The following is a 14028-nucleotide window of genomic DNA, read 5'->3' as shown; positions in this document are numbered from 1 at the left end:
GCTTGCCGCTGACAGCCGAAAACCCCGTGCCGTCATTTGCCATACCGAGGCGCGGACCGGGGTTCTCGGGTTTCCCCCTTGCATTCACTGGCGCAATATTGTTGCGTTTGCGCGCGGCGAGCAATACGGGGGAGCCTCAAAATGCGCATCGGCCTCTATCCAGGCACCTTCGATCCCATAACTCTGGGCCATATCGACATCATCCGCCGCGGGGCCACGCTGGTCGACCGGCTGGTGATCGGTGTCGCGATCAACCGGGACAAGGGGCCGCTGTTCACGCTGGAAGAGCGCGTGGCCATGGTCGAGGCAGAGTGCGTCGGCATCGCCGAAGAGACCGGCTGCGAGATCATCGCTCATCCGTTCGAGAACCTTCTGATCGATTGCGCCCGCGATGTGGGCGCCTCGGTCATCGTGCGCGGCCTGCGTGCCGTGGCCGATTTCGAATACGAATACCAGATGGTCGGCATGAACCGCTCGCTGGACGATTCGGTTGAGACGGTGTTCCTGATGGCGGAGGCGCGGCATCAGGCGATTGCCTCGAAGCTGGTGAAGGAGATCGCCCGGCTGGGCGGGGACGTGTCGAAGTTCGTGACGCCGCCGGTGCGCGACGCGCTCGAGGCGCGCCTGGGGTGAGAGCGCGCCGCGCAGTCCTCTTGGCCGTGGTCGTGGGTGTCCTGCTGTACGCGGCTTACGCCGTGGCGGCGGTGTCGGTGCATACCCGTCTGGTCTATCCGTTTCACAATCAGACGGAGCTGAGGGAGCCGGGCTTCGACGCGCAGGACGTGCCGACCGACGCGGGCCCGTTGCGGGTCTACAAGCACGTGGGTGAGGCGGGCGCGCCGGTTGTCATCTACTTCATGGGCAACGTCGGCGCGTTGACCGCCTTCGCCCCCATGCTGCGGCATCATGCGGAGGCCGGGCGCAGCGTCGTGGCCATGGGCTATCGCGGCGGCGGGGGCGTGCCCGGAACACCGTCCGAAGACCGCCTGAAGGCCGACGCACTGGCAGCGTATGACGCCCTGCCGCAACTGGTGGGCAAAGACGGCCCGGTCATCGTGCACGGCTATTCTTTGGGCACGGGCCTTGCGCTGCATGTCGCGGCAGAGCGGTCGGTGGACGGGCTCATCCTCGCGGCGCCCTACGCGCGGCTGTGCGAGCTGATGGCTGCGCGCTCCTTCCTGCCCGCCTGCCTGGTCCCCGGCGTCCAGAAGTGGCAAAGCCTGAACGACGCGCGCCGGGTGACGGCCCCTTCGCTGGTGTTGCACGGAACGGTGGACGGTCTGATCCCCTTCGGCCACGGCGAACGCGTGGCCGCCGCACTGGAAGCGGCCGGGAGCGACACGGCGCTGGTGCCGATCGAGCTGGGCGGTCATGACGACCTGTTCGGCAAACCGGGCTACCTGACCGGCATCGACGCGTTCATCGAGGGCATCGCCCGCTGAATTTCCATCCACTTCCACTCGCTTCGGGCGCGCCGTTTTTGTTCCATGCCGGGGTGGTCCTGCGGCGTGAGATATTGGCGGGTCTGCAGACACACTGTTCGCGGCTCTTCCTGACATCGGAGTTGTCGGCTGCGGCGCGCGCTGCCCATGCTGCATGGCAGCGTTAAGATTGCCCTTAGGTTGCTTTGCATTTCATGCATGGCGACCCGGCCCATACGACAATTGTGCTGCGCCGCAGCGTGACTATGTTGGCGGTAACGAAACGCAGACTGAAAGGAAACGACATGAGCTTCGTTAGCAACTTCCGCGGCCGGATGGCCAAACGCGCCGAGTACAAGCGCACCCTGTTCGAACTGACTTCCATGCCGGAAGACACCGCCCGCGACCTGAACATCGCACGCGCCGACATGCCGCGCATCGCCTACCAGGCGGTCTATGGTGGCTGAACCAGACGCGACCCGCGGACAGGACACCGCAGAATTCGAAAGGCGCCGCCCCTTGTGAGGACGGCGCCTTTTTCTTTGTGCCGGCATCAAGGTGCCCGGCAGGGGCGGACGGGCCGCCCCGGGGCCAAATGCCTCAGATCAGCTTGCCCATGGCGACAGCAGTGTCCGACATGCGGTTGGAGAAGCCCCACTCGTTGTCATACCACGTCAGTATGCGGCACATCGTGCCGTCCATGACCTTGGTCTGGTCGGTGTGGAAGATCGACGAATGCGGGTCGTGGTTGAAGTCCGACGACACCAGCTTCTTGTCCGTGTAGCCGAGGATGCCCTTCAGCGGGCCGTTGGCTGCGGCGCGGATCGCGTCGTTGATTTCCTCGACCGTGGTCGGGCGCGCGGCCTCGAACGTCAGGTCGACGACAGAAACGTTGGGCGTGGGCACCCGGATCGCCACGCCGTCCAGCTTGCCGTTCAGTTCCGGCAGAACGAGACCCACGGCCTTGGCCGCGCCGGTCGAGGTCGGGATCATCGACAGCGCCGCGGCGCGGGCGCGGTAGAGGTCCTTGTGCATCGTGTCCAGCGTCGGCTGGTCGCCGGTGTAGGAGTGGATCGTGGTCATGAAGCCCTTCACGATGCCGATCTGGTCGTTCAGCACCTTGGCGACCGGCGACAGGCAGTTCGTGGTGCAGGACGCGTTCGAGACGATCAGGTCGTCCTTGGTCAGTTCGCCGTCGTTCACGCCGAAGACGATGGTCTTGTCGGCATCGGTGCCCGGGGCGGAGATCAGCACGCGCTTAGCACCGGTCGACAGGTGCGCCTGGCATTTCTCTTTCGAGGTGAAGATGCCGGTGCATTCCATGATGACGTCGACATCGCCCCAGGGCAGCTCGGCCGGGTTGCGGATGGCGGTGACCTTGATCGGCCCGCGGCCCACGTCGATGCTGTCGTCGGTGTGCGTCACCTCGACCGGGAAACGGCCGTGCACGCTGTCGTACTGCAACAGGTGAGCATTGGTCTCGACCGGGCCGAGGTCGTTGATCGCGACCACTTCGATGTCGGTGCGGCCGGACTCGATGATGGCACGCAGCACGTTGCGGCCGATGCGGCCGAAACCGTTGATGGCGACTGTGACGGTCATGGGAGTGTCCTCTCTGTAGCAGTCTTCTGCAGCGAGCGTCCGCGGCGTGGCGCGCCCGGTCAAGTGATGTTAACGCTACCAAGCATCCGGCACCCGCGAAGTCAAGGGCGGGGCGGGTGCTGCGACGGCTCTGGCGGCAGTCCAACGGCACGCGCCAAGGGTCACGGCATGGTGTCGCCGGGATGGGCAGGGTCGGCGGTTCGGGATGCCCGGGCGTTCAGCGCCAGAAGGCAACGTAGTCGATCAGCCAGTAGAGCTTTTTGCCGAGGAACAGCAGGTTGGCCCCGTCGTACAGCGTCAGGTCCGCGGCGATCAGGACCGCGATGATCCCGCCGAGGATGAGGGCCAGTTTATTGGTCATGCTGCGCTCCGCTTGCCTCTGCCGGTCATGCCAGAGCGCGGGGACGCTGTCACGCTTTTGCGCGGGCCGCGAGGATGAAGAGCACGGCGATGACCGCAGAGGCCACGACGTTGAGGTTCGCCATCGACAGGCCGAACATCTCCCACGGGATCTCGTCGCAGCGGATGACGGGCGCGTTCATGATCTGGTCGAACAGCTCGTCCGTGCTCAGGTTGCCGACCGGGCCGCCGGAACACGTCGTCGGACCTTCCCACCAGCCACGCTCCACCCCGGTGTGATAGACCGCGATGACAGAGGACGACCCCGCACCTGCGGCGCCGATCCACAGGAGCACCCGGGCCGGGACGAACAACGCCACGACCCCGGCGGCGATCGCGGCAAAATGGCCGTAACGCTGCCAGTAGCAAAGTTTGCAGGGATAAAGCCCGCCGATGTATTGGAAGCCGAGCGCCCCGAGGATCAGCGCGGCAGAACCGAGGGTGGCGAGCAGGGTCAGTGTCTTGCGGGTCATATGTATCTCAGCAACAGGAAGCCACCCACAAGAAGCGCGACGAAAGCCGTAAACACAAGCCCCAGATACCTCTCGATGAAGTCACGAATGGGTGCGCCGAAGGCATAAAGCAGCCCGGCCACCACGAAGAAGCGGATCGCGCGGGCGATGAGGGCGGTGGTGAGGAAGGTGGCCAGCGGCATCGCGGTCCAGCCGGACATGATCGTGATGACCTTGAACGGGAAGGGCGTGACGCCCGCGATCAGCACGGCCCAGAACCCGGCGCCGTTGAAGGTGGCGTTGAACTCCACCATCTTGTCGGCCTTGCCGAAGAATTCGAGGATCGGCTGGCCCAGCGTTTCGAAGAAGAAGAAGCCGATGCCGTAGCCCAGGAGGCCGCCCAGAACCGAGGACAAGGTGGCCACGAGGGCGATCAGCCAGGCGCGGGAAGGTGCCGCGAGGATCATCGGGATCATCAGCACGTCCGGCGGGATCGGAAAGATCGAGGCCTCGATGAAGGAGACAAGGGCAAGGACAAGCAACGCGTGCTGCCCACCTGCCTGCGCCATGGTCCAGTCGTAGATGCGGCGCATCGCGCACTCCTTTTCGCTGTCGCAGCGATTGAACATGGCGGGCCGAGGGCGTCAAGCTGTGCGGTTTGACACTTTACGACGCGGATCGGGGCCGCTAAATGTCGGGCCCGGGCCCAAGTGGCGGAATGGTAGACGCAGGGGATTCAAAATCCCCCGGCCGAAAGGTCATGTCGGTTCGAGTCCGACCTTGGGTACCAGCCTGAAAATCCTCAGACATTCCTGGATGACGTGACGCCGAACAGGGCCTGATCCTGACGGTGGGGGCCAGGCTGTGTGTTGGTAGCAAGGGGCGACGATTGCCGTTCGGCGGCCAGCCGGCGCCATAGGTGCGCGGCCCAAAGGAGACACAACTGCGGCGTCCCGTGCGCACTTCGTAGGCGGAGGACGATGATGCCTTGCGGTCGGCGGCGGTCGAGCGTGGTGGCCGTGTCCCGGTTCCCGGCCGCTTTGAGGCGGGGCGGCGGTGTCTGGATCGTCCGCCAGGTGAAGCGGCCGGTTCGTACCTGGCAAATCCGCCTAGACGACACAATTCAACCTAAGCGCAAGCTGAAACAAACAGAATGCACTTGCCACAATTGCGGTCAGTCAAGCGCAGAAGTCGCACGTATGTTGGCCGGCATGATGGTTTCATACCTCGGCGGGCGCGGTTTCAGGCGAATTCTGGCCGAAAAGTGACCCCTTTACTTGCAGGCCTAGGTCTACTTAGGGTTGAATGGGGCGGAAGTGCCCAATTTGCCTCGAATGATTCGGGTGATTTACGCCTTCCTCGGCACGATCTGGTGACCAATTTGGCCCAGTCTGCGGAATTGGTTCGTCTGAAAGGACAAAACGACAAGACTTGTGGCAACCTCACGCTCACGACGCAGCCTAATTTGGGCCTCAATTCACTGTTTCCGTTTTGAGACATAATGTGGGGTCTGAACCTCGCGTATGCACAATATATGGTGCTTTTTCTTGCCGATCCGTCAACATCTGGCTTCACCTGTTGCGCCCTTAGATACAATTTTCAGCCACACGCCCGCGATACTTGCCTTTTTTCGCCCGATTTGCGGCGCGGATGCGGCGAAGGCTGCCCGGATTGCGCCATTTTTCCTTTCCGACTGGGGCAGCTTCGCCGTATTAACGTTTCAAGCCCAACTGGGGGGTGAAGACATTGGCCACGGGGGCGGCCGCTGAACGGCTCGGGTTTCGATGACCCGGCGTGACGCGAGGGGGGAGAATCCTCCCGTGCCGCTAAGGTGTTCTTCGTCCACGAAAAAACGTGGGTAGAGGCAACACCCGACACGTCGGGATATCCAGAGCAGTGCAGATGAGGAAACGGGCAGTGCCGTGGGCATTGTCATGGCGCGCATACGCCAGGGGCATGCCCCCACGACGATATAGAGGGTCTATAGTATGGCTGACTTGGTTCTGGATTGGGGTCTTATCGGGGCCTTCGGCACAACACTGACCGACACCGACGTGTTGGGAGGCGGCGTGTCCGCAACGGTGGACACCGGCGGCGTGGCCGTCGACGTGACGTACGACGGTATCTCGCCCGGCGCACAGGCGATCACGTTCAACGCTCCGGCCTACGTGGCAGATGGCGAAACGTTTGATCCGCAGTCGCACCTGAAGCTCGTGGGCGAGGTCGAGGGGTTCGCCCAGGCGACCTCCACCACCACCCTGGATTTCCGGTCGACCGACTCCGCGCTCTACACCAACAGCGTGCAGAACGTGTCCTTCCGACTGAACGACATCGACACCGGCACAACCGGTGACAAGACGGGCGTCGCGGGCTCCTTCGAGGACATCGTGACGATCACCGCATACGACGCTGCGGGCAACCCGGTCCCGGTGACCATCACGCCGTCCGGCACGGCAGCGGTGAACGGCTCCACGATCGATGGCGAGACCCGGACCGACGATTTCGAAACGCCGGAAGGCTCCGCGCTGGTGGAAATCGAAGGTCCGATCAGCCAGATCGTCATCGAATACGCGAACGGCGGCGAGTCCGACCAGCGCATTCTGATCTCCGACGTCGAGTTCTCCACCGTTGACGTGGCAGACAACCTGCCGCCGAGCGCCGTTGACGACAGCGCCAGCACCGACGACGATACGCCGGTCGTGGTGGATGTCACCGCGAACGACACCGATCCGGAAGGCGACACGCTGACCGTGACCTCCGTCGGAACCCCGGCCAACGGCACCGCCGAGATCGATCCGACCACGGGCGAGGTGATCTACACCCCGAACACCGGTTTCGTGGGCACCGACACCTTCACCTACACGGTGAACGACGGCACGCCGGGCAACGACGCCACCGCGACTGTGACCATCACCGTGACCGACGGCGGCACGACAACCAACATCCCGCCGGTGGCAATGGACGATATCGTTTCCACCGACCCGGCGACCCCGGTGGTGATCGAGCCGCTGACCAACGACACCGACGCTGATCCCGCCGACGTGCTGACCGTGACCTCCATCGGGACGCCTGCCAACGGCACCGCGACGCTGGACCCGACCACGGGCGAAGTGACCTACACGCCCAATGCCGGCTTCGTCGGCGTGGACCGCATCTCCTACACCATTTCCGACGGCAACGGCGGCACCGACTCGGCCGAGATGATCGTGGGCGTGGGCGTAGAGATATCCGAAGGCCGCATCGACACCGATGTGTTCCCGGTTGCACCCGGCCTGCAGCCGTTCGACCCGCTCGACGGTTTCGACGAAGATCCGGACCCGTCCGACGACCTCGACTCCGAAACCGGCACGTCTGGCGCCGACCTGATCTCTACCGGTGACGACGACGACACCATCGTCGCGGGCGGCGGTGCGGACACCGTCCTTCCGGGTATCGACGACGACCTCGTCGACCTCGGCGGCGGCGACGACTATCTGTACGATGTACAGGGCTCCGACACCATTTACGGCGGTCAGGGCCATGACACCATCATCGCGGGCACCGACACCTTCTCCGATTACGAGAACGACGATCCGGCCTTTGCACCGGGCAGCCCGCTGCGCGATGTCTTCGGTTTTACCAGCGACCCGAACCAGGAAGACGGCCGTGACTCCATCGACGGCGAAGGCGGCGACGACTACATCGAGACCGGCGACGACCGCGACACCATCACCGGCGGTGGCGGCAACGACACCATCGACGGCGGCATCGACGACGACCTGATCCGTGGCAACCAGGGCGACGACTCCCTGATCGGCGGCCACGGTTCCGACACCATCGACGGTGGCCAGGGCCATGACTACATCGACGGCTCCAACATCGCGACGCTCGAGCTGACCGACGACATCGACGTCAACACCGAGAACGACCGTGACCTGCTGCAGGGCTTCCTCGGCAACGACACGATCTTTGGCGGCGATGACGACGACACGCTGCAGGGTGGTTCCGGCGACGACTACCTCGACGGTGGCATCGACGACGACGAGATCTCTGGCGGCGACGACAATGACACGCTGATCGGCGGGCAGGGCAACGACACGCTGAACGGCGGTGCCGGGGTCGACGACATTCAGGGCGGGTCCGACCGCGACGTGATCTTCGTGGACAGCGCGGCGCATGGCGCCGGCGACGTCGTGGACGGTGGCTCCGGCGGCTTTGTCGACGTGGCCGACCCGGCGGATGCGCCGAACCAGGACTACGACATCCTGAACCTGTCCGGCGTGGGCCAGCGCGATGTCGACTGGCGCCTGACCAACGTGACCACCGACTCCAACGGCAACGGCATCGACGGCACCGTCGAGTTCCTTGACGGCTCGGGCGCAGTGACCGGCACCATGGACTTCTTCGAGATCGAGGAAGTGGTGCCCTGCTTCACCCCCGGCACGCTGATCGCCACACCGCGCGGCGAGCGTCTGGTCGAGGACCTGAAGGTCGGCGACCGGGTCATCACCCGCGACAACGGGATCCAGGAGATCAAGTGGGTCGGCCGCAAGGACCTGACCGGGCATGAACTGGCGCGCAAGCCGCACCTGAGCCCGGTGCTGATCAAGCAGGGCTCGCTGGGCAACAACCTGCCGGAGCACGACACGCTGGTATCTCCGAACCACCGCGTGCTGGTGGCGAACGACAAGACCGCCCTCTACTTCGAAGAGCGCGAAGTCCTTGTCGCCGCCAAGCACCTGCTGGGTCTGGAGGGTGTCGAAGAAGTGGAAGTGGGTTCTGTCTCCTACATCCACATCATGTTCGACCAGCACGAAGTGGTGCTGTCGAACGGCGCATGGACCGAGAGCTTCCAGCCCGGCGACTACAGCCTTGCCGGCATCGGCAATGCCCAGCGTCAGGAAATTCTGGAACTGTTCCCGGAGCTGGCCGAAGCGGAAGGCATCAAGGCCTATGCCTCTGCCCGCCGCTCGCTGAAGAAGCACGAGGCCGCGCTGCTGACGCGCTGAACGGAATATGCAGCCATCGCCGCTTGATGCGGCGATGGGAAAAGGGCGGCCCCAAGGGTCGCCCTTTTTCTTTCCAAGTGTTTTAAGGGAAATCAATCAATTAACAGGATCGCAATCCTTGTGAGTCAGGATCGGGAAGGGCTGGAGATGGCTGGACCGATGGCGAAGACGGACAAACACTGCCTTATCGTGGACGATCAGGAATTCGACAGGCGCATGATGCGCCGTGTCTTTGCCAAGCAGTGCCCGAACGTACCGATGATCGTCGCCCGCGATCTTAAGGAAGCCCGCCAACGGCTGAAGGACGGACAGATCTCCATCGTCTTTCTGGACAACGCTTTGCCGGACGGCATGGGCGTAGACCTCGTTCAGGAAATGGCGAACGACAAGGCGTTGAAGGGCGTGCCGGTGGTCATCGTCAGCGACTTCCCGTCACCGTTCATGTACGCGAAGGCGAAGGCCGCCAATGTCTGCGAGGTTTGGGCAAAGCGGGATTTCGTCGGACCGTCCGTGCAGCGGGTCATGACCCGGCATGCGCGGCTGAACTGATCCAAAGGAATTAGTCGTTGTCCCGACTTACTCAGCCGGGACACTCAGCTTTTCCGGCGGACGCCCGCGCCATGCGTCCCATGCCTCGGGCGTGTCGAGGTCGACAAGCGCGCGTTCGTCGGCCAGCGCGATCCGGCGCAGCCGGTGCGCGTTCGCCTTCAGGATATCCCGTGCCCCTTGATCGCCCGTAAGCTGCAGGATGGCGGAGAAGCAATCGGCCGGGAACAGCACGGGATGACCCGGCGTGCCGTCCGCTGCGGTTGCCTGCTGAAGCATGGGGTAGGGCGTCGCGCGGAAGCCCTCGATCAGGCGGGAGATATCGTCCGTTTCGATCTCCGGCATGTCCGCGGGCAGCACGACGACCGCCTTCATGCCGCGCGGTAACATCGCGACGCCACGGCGGAGCGACGCCGACATGCCGAGATCCGCGTCAGGGACGCCCACAAGCTGCACAGGCAAACCGGCCAGTGCCCCCGCCCGAGGGTGATCGTAATCCGGCAAAGTCACGCAGACGTGCGCGCCGGTGGCCATGGCTGTCTGCGCCTGGCGGCGCAGCAAGGGCTCACCCGAAACGATCTCGGTGAGCTTGTCTCTGCCGCGCATTCGGGAACTTGTACCGGCGGCGGGAATCAGGATGGCGATGTCTTGCATGATGATGGATATAACGGCGAGCCATTTGAAAAGACAGAAAAATCGTCGCTGCACACGCACCGGTTGTGTGCTGCGGCGCAGAAATCAATGGCGTTTACTGATCGACTGTGCGCCCATGCAGCGCCCTAAAGCCTTGATTTACCCACGCAGTCGGGTGCCCTCGACGTCGAACAGTGGCGCGGATTGCAACCTTGCCGTGCATCTTCGCCCGAGGATCTCGATCTCTGCCACAAGGTCGTCGCGCAGGTCGCTGCGCGGGATCAGGGCGTAGGCGATCGACTTTTCCAGCCAGTGCGAGTAGCCGCCCGACGTGCAGAAGCCGCGCACCGCGCCGTCGATCCAGACCGGCTCATAGGCGGTGACGTCGGCATCGGCGGCGTCGACCTCGAAGACCACAAGCTGCCGGTCCGGGGGAGAGGCGCGCTCGGCCTCCGCGGCGGCCTTGCCGATGAAGTCCTTGTCCCACCGGATGAACCGGTCCAGCCCCGTCTCGGCGGCGGTATAGTCCGGCCCATATTCGCGCCCCCAGGAACCGAAGAACCGGTCCAGCCGCAGGCTCATCATGGCGCGCATCCCGAAGGGCTTCAGCCCGTGCGGCTGGCCCGCGGTCCACAGCGCGTGCCACAACTGCCGCTGGTTCATCGGATCGCAATATATCTCGAACCCCAGATCGCCGGTGTAGGAGACCCGCTGCACGAGGCAGTCGGTCATGCCCACCGTCATCCGCCGCACGTCGAGGAACCGCATGTCCGACAGGTCGGTGCGGGTGCAGGCCTGCAGAATGTCCCGCGCCTTGGGTCCGGCAAGCTGGAAGCCGGTGGAGGAATCGCTGATATTCTCGATGGTTACGCCGTCCTGTGGATGCTGCAGGAACCAGCGCATGTGGTAGGCCTGCGCGCCGTAGGATGCGGTCAGGCGGAATTCCGTTTCCGAAAGGCAGGCCACGGTGAAGTCGCCGATGATCCGCCCGGCATGCGACAGCATCGGCGTCAGCGACAGGCGGCCCGGTTTCGGAATGCGGCCCGCCATGACATGATCCAGCCATGCGCGCGCGTTCGGGCCGGTCACCCGGTACTTGCCGAAGTTGTGCACCTCGTTGATGCCGCAGGCTTGACGCACGGCACGGACCTCGCGCGCCGTGGCTTCCCATGCGTTGGAGCGGCGGAACGACGGTGTCTCGTACCGCGGCTCGTCCCCTTCGGCAAAGTAGTTCGCCACCTCCAGCCCGTATTGCGCGCCCCAGACCGCGCCCATGCCGTCGAAGATGTCGTACATCGGCGAGGTGCGCAGCGGGCGCGCGGCGGGCAGTTCTTCGTTCGGGTAGCTGACTGAGAAGCGTTTCTGATAATTTTCAATGACTTTCGGCAGGGTGTACCCGGGTGAAATCCACTCTCCGAACCGCGCCACGTCCAGGGCCGACACGTCGCGTTCGCATTCTCCGTGGGTCATCCATTGCGCCAGCATCAGACCGACGCCGCCGCCCTGGCTGAAGCCCGCCATGACGCCGCAGGCCGACCAGTAGCCGCGCATCCCCGGGATCGGGCCGACCAGAGGGTTGCCGTCGGGGGCGAAGGTGAAGGGGCCGTGGATCACCGACTTGATCCCGGCGCGCTCCAGCACCGGGAACTGGCGGAAGGCGAAGCTGATCGAATCCTCGATCTTGTCGAAATCGTCGGGCAGCAGTTCGTGGCCGAAGTCCCAGGGCGTGCCGTCGACGGCCCAGGGGCGGCAGGGCTGTTCGTAGAACCCGATGCACAGGCCGCGCCCTTCCTGCCGCAGGTAGCTTTCCCCGGCGGGGTCCATGACGTGCGGGTGTTCGCTGTCGCGTTCGTAGATCTCGGGGGTTTCCTCGGTCACGAGGTACTGATGTTCCATCGGGTGCAGAGGCAGGTAGACGCCCGCCATCGCGCCGACCTCACGTGCCCATAGTCCACCGGCGTTGACCACATGCTCGGTGTGGATCGTGCCCTTGTCGGTGACCACGCCCCATGTGCCATCCGGTCGAGGATTGGTCTCCAACACCTTGGTATGCAGATGAATTTCGGCGCCGCCCATGCGCGCGGCCCTGGCATAGGCATGGGTGGTGCCGGAGGGATCGAGGTGCCCGTCGAGCGGGTCGTAAAGCGCGCCGATTATCCCGTCGAGGTTCACGATGGGGGCGAGCTTTGCGATCTCTTCGGGGCCGACGATCTCTGTCTCGAGCCCCATGTAGCGGTGCTTGGCCCGTTCGGCGACCAGCATGTCGAAGCGGTCGCGGTTGTCGGCAAGGGTGATGCCGCCCACGTGGTGCAGTCCGCAGGACATGCCGGTCAGCTCTTCCAGTTCGCGATAAAGCCGGATCGTATAACCCTGCAGCGCCGCCATGTTGGTGTCGCCGTTCAGCGTGTGGAAGCCGCCCGCCGCATGCCAGGTGGAGCCCGAGGTGAGTTCCGACCGCTCCAGCAGCATGACGTCCGACCAGCCCAGCTTTGTAAGGTGGTAGAGGACGGAGCAGCCGACGACGCCGCCTCCGATCACAACGACGCGGGTGGTGGATTTCATGGCGGACTCCCTGTTCGTTGCATCCGAGCTTAAACGCGGCAGAAGCGGTGCCTAGCACGAATGCGACGCATGATGTCGCGACTACGGGGCTGGGCAACGCCCGTGGACGTGTTACGTCTGCGGGGATGAAATCCTTGTTCTCTCTTCCGAAAAAGGCGGTGCGCGTGCTGCGTGGCCACCTTCGGCGCCTCTGGGTGCGCGTCACCGCCTTCGGCCTCTTGGCGGTGGCGGTGATCCCGCTGTCGCAACTCGTGGAACGGGTCCTGCCGGAAGAGTGGCAAAGCCTGATCGCCGGGTCTTCCGTCGACCGGCTGCTGGACATCATCGCCGCGGCCATGCTGACGGTCACCACGTTCTCGCTGACGGTCATGGTGTCGACGAACCATGCTACCGCCTCGCAGTTCACGCCGCGGCTGCAGCAACTGATCCGGCAGGACACGGTCACGCAGAATACGCTGGCCACCTTTATCAGCAGTTACGTCTACGCACTGACCGCCATCGTGTTGCGCGAGGTCAGCTACATCGGGGACGAGAAGGCGCTGGTGATGTTCGTCGTCACGGTCTTCATGCTGGCGCTGATCGTCTGGTCTCTGATCCGCTGGATGCAGCACCTGCAGTCGCTGGGCAGTCTGATCAGCTCCGCCCGCCAGGTGGAGGACAAGACCGCGCTGCAGTTCCGCCAGCGGCTGGACACGCCGTGCCTGGGTGCCGTGCCGCTGACCGGGGACGTGCCGGAGGACGGGTTCGTCGTCGCCACGCCGGAGACCGGGTATATCCAGATGATCCATCCGGAACCGCTGCAGAAACTGGCAGAAGAGTTGAAGTGCGACATCTATCTCCTTGCCGAGATTGGAGATTTCGCCTTCCTGCGGTCCCCGCTGGCGAAGGTCTGCGGGCTGGGCGATGCGGATGAGGAGACGCGCGAACGGGTGTCCGAGGCGCTGCACCTCAACATCATCATCGGGGACGAACGCACCTACGATCAGGACCCGCGATTCGGCCTGATGACCATGGCGCAGATCGGGTCGAAGGCGCTGTCGCCGGGGATCAACGATCCGGGGACGGCGATCGATGTGATCAACCGGTGTGGGCGGATCCTGTCGGCGTATCGGGATGAGACGGAGGGGGACGGCGAGGCGCTGCATCCCCGGCTGCATGCAAGGCCGCTGGATGCGGAGGTTCTGATCGGCGACGCCTTCGATTCGGTGGCGCGCGACGGGGCCGCGGTGCGGGAGGTGCAGGAGCGCCTGCAGAAGGTGCTGGGCGGTCTGATGCGCCATCCCGATCCGGAGCTTTGCGCCGCGGCGAAAGCGCGGGCTGACGAGTATCTGGAGCGGGCGAAACAGGCGCTGGACTGGGAGCAGGACCGCGTCCGGCTGGAGCGTGCGGCAGAGCGGCGTGAAGGGGGCTGAGGCATTATTCACG

Annotated in this window: 12 protein-coding genes and 1 tRNA gene; 7 read left to right on the top strand and 6 right to left on the bottom strand. The window is 64.4% G+C overall.

Annotation, left to right across the window (positions count from 1 at the left end):
* Window positions 1-141 precede the first annotated feature (141 nt).
* The 3 genes from coaD to QNI11_RS12895 all read left to right on the top strand — a co-directional run bounded on the left by coaD (window position 142) and on the right by QNI11_RS12895 (window position 1888).
* Complete coding sequence (coaD, locus tag QNI11_RS12905; RefSeq protein WP_100930169.1) at window positions 142-633, top strand: pantetheine-phosphate adenylyltransferase; 492 nt, start codon at window positions 142-144, stop codon at window positions 631-633.
* Window positions 630-1442, top strand: a complete 813-nt coding sequence (locus tag QNI11_RS12900) for an alpha/beta hydrolase (RefSeq protein WP_283980437.1) — start codon at window positions 630-632, stop codon at window positions 1440-1442. The genes coaD and QNI11_RS12900 overlap by 4 nt, the downstream gene beginning before the upstream one ends.
* A 284-nt stretch (window positions 1443-1726) precedes the next feature.
* Window positions 1727-1888 carry a hypothetical protein gene (locus QNI11_RS12895; RefSeq protein WP_198521751.1) on the top strand — a complete coding sequence of 54 codons (162 nt, stop codon included), beginning with the start codon at window positions 1727-1729 and terminating at the stop codon, window positions 1886-1888.
* A gap of 133 nt (window positions 1889-2021) precedes the next feature.
* Here QNI11_RS12895 and gap read toward each other — a convergent pair whose 3' ends face one another.
* The 4 genes from gap to QNI11_RS12875 all read right to left on the bottom strand — a co-directional run bounded on the left by gap (window position 2022) and on the right by QNI11_RS12875 (window position 4467).
* Window positions 2022-3023 (bottom strand): type I glyceraldehyde-3-phosphate dehydrogenase, encoded by a 1002-nt coding sequence (gene gap, locus QNI11_RS12890; protein ID WP_283980436.1) that lies wholly within the window; start codon window positions 3021-3023, stop codon window positions 2022-2024.
* A 217-nt stretch (window positions 3024-3240) separates the two neighbouring features.
* A complete protein-coding gene (locus QNI11_RS12885) occupies window positions 3241-3384 on the bottom strand; it encodes a hypothetical protein (RefSeq protein WP_198521752.1) in 144 nt (47 codons plus the stop codon).
* A 49-nt stretch (window positions 3385-3433) separates the two neighbouring features.
* Entirely contained in the window at window positions 3434-3895 is a 462-nt protein-coding gene (locus tag QNI11_RS12880; RefSeq protein ID WP_283980435.1) for a disulfide bond formation protein B, read from the bottom strand.
* The gene (locus QNI11_RS12875) at window positions 3892-4467 is read right to left on the bottom strand and encodes a YqaA family protein (protein ID WP_100930173.1); all 576 of its coding nucleotides are present in this window, start codon (window positions 4465-4467) and stop codon (window positions 3892-3894) included. Before QNI11_RS12875 ends, QNI11_RS12880 begins: the two co-directional genes overlap by 4 nt.
* Window positions 4468-4578: 111 nt before the next feature.
* Here QNI11_RS12875 and QNI11_RS12870 point away from each other — a divergent pair.
* The 3 genes from QNI11_RS12870 (at window position 4579) to QNI11_RS12860 (ending at window position 9411) form a co-directional block, all read left to right on the top strand.
* A tRNA-Leu gene (locus QNI11_RS12870) sits at window positions 4579-4664 on the top strand.
* A 1198-nt stretch (window positions 4665-5862) separates the two neighbouring features.
* Complete coding sequence (locus QNI11_RS12865) at window positions 5863-8862, top strand: Hint domain-containing protein (protein ID WP_283980434.1); 3000 nt, start codon at window positions 5863-5865, stop codon at window positions 8860-8862.
* A 147-nt stretch (window positions 8863-9009) separates the two neighbouring features.
* Window positions 9010-9411 (top strand): response regulator, encoded by a 402-nt coding sequence (locus QNI11_RS12860; RefSeq protein ID WP_254698209.1) that lies wholly within the window; start codon window positions 9010-9012, stop codon window positions 9409-9411.
* Between the two features lie 27 nt (window positions 9412-9438).
* On the opposite strand, the gene QNI11_RS12855 is transcribed toward QNI11_RS12860, so the two are convergent.
* Both QNI11_RS12855 and QNI11_RS12850 read right to left on the bottom strand, forming a co-directional pair.
* Complete coding sequence (locus tag QNI11_RS12855; RefSeq protein WP_100930176.1) at window positions 9439-10062, bottom strand: NTP transferase domain-containing protein; 624 nt, start codon at window positions 10060-10062, stop codon at window positions 9439-9441.
* Between the two features lie 138 nt (window positions 10063-10200).
* Window positions 10201-12603, bottom strand: a complete 2403-nt coding sequence (locus QNI11_RS12850) for an FAD-dependent oxidoreductase (RefSeq protein WP_283980433.1) — start codon at window positions 12601-12603, stop codon at window positions 10201-10203.
* Between the two features lie 134 nt (window positions 12604-12737).
* Between QNI11_RS12850 and QNI11_RS12845 the strand changes: the two genes are divergently transcribed.
* On the top strand, window positions 12738-14015 hold the full coding sequence (locus tag QNI11_RS12845) for a DUF2254 domain-containing protein (RefSeq protein ID WP_283980432.1): 1278 nt from the start codon (window positions 12738-12740) through the stop codon (window positions 14013-14015).
* Window positions 14016-14028: the final 13 nt, after the last annotated feature.

This window comes from Sagittula sp. MA-2 (genome assembly GCF_030126985.1).
Lineage (GTDB): Bacteria > Pseudomonadota > Alphaproteobacteria > Rhodobacterales > Rhodobacteraceae > Sagittula.
The sequence above is the reverse complement of the archived record's forward strand: the minus strand, read 5'-3'. Positions and strand labels throughout refer to the sequence as shown.

Excerpts from the sequence above, each read along its gene's own strand:
- QNI11_RS12880 (WP_283980435.1), bottom strand. The coding sequence starts at position 3,895 with ATGACCCGCAAGACACTGACCCTGCTCGCCACCCTCGGTTCTGCCGCG.
- QNI11_RS12850 (WP_283980433.1), bottom strand. The coding sequence starts at position 12,603 with ATGAAATCCACCACCCGCGTCGTTGTGATCGGAGGCGGCGTCGTCGGC.
- QNI11_RS12885 (WP_198521752.1), bottom strand. The coding sequence starts at position 3,384 with ATGACCAATAAACTGGCCCTCATCCTCGGCGGGATCATCGCGGTCCTG.
- QNI11_RS12855 (WP_100930176.1), bottom strand. The coding sequence starts at position 10,062 with ATGCAAGACATCGCCATCCTGATTCCCGCCGCCGGTACAAGTTCCCGA.
- QNI11_RS12860 (WP_254698209.1), top strand. The coding sequence starts at position 9,010 with ATGGCTGGACCGATGGCGAAGACGGACAAACACTGCCTTATCGTGGAC.
- QNI11_RS12895 (WP_198521751.1), top strand. The coding sequence starts at position 1,727 with ATGAGCTTCGTTAGCAACTTCCGCGGCCGGATGGCCAAACGCGCCGAG.
- coaD (WP_100930169.1), top strand. The coding sequence starts at position 142 with ATGCGCATCGGCCTCTATCCAGGCACCTTCGATCCCATAACTCTGGGC.
- QNI11_RS12875 (WP_100930173.1), bottom strand. The coding sequence starts at position 4,467 with ATGCGCCGCATCTACGACTGGACCATGGCGCAGGCAGGTGGGCAGCAC.
- QNI11_RS12865 (WP_283980434.1), top strand. The coding sequence starts at position 5,863 with ATGGCTGACTTGGTTCTGGATTGGGGTCTTATCGGGGCCTTCGGCACA.
- gap (WP_283980436.1), bottom strand. The coding sequence starts at position 3,023 with ATGACCGTCACAGTCGCCATCAACGGTTTCGGCCGCATCGGCCGCAAC.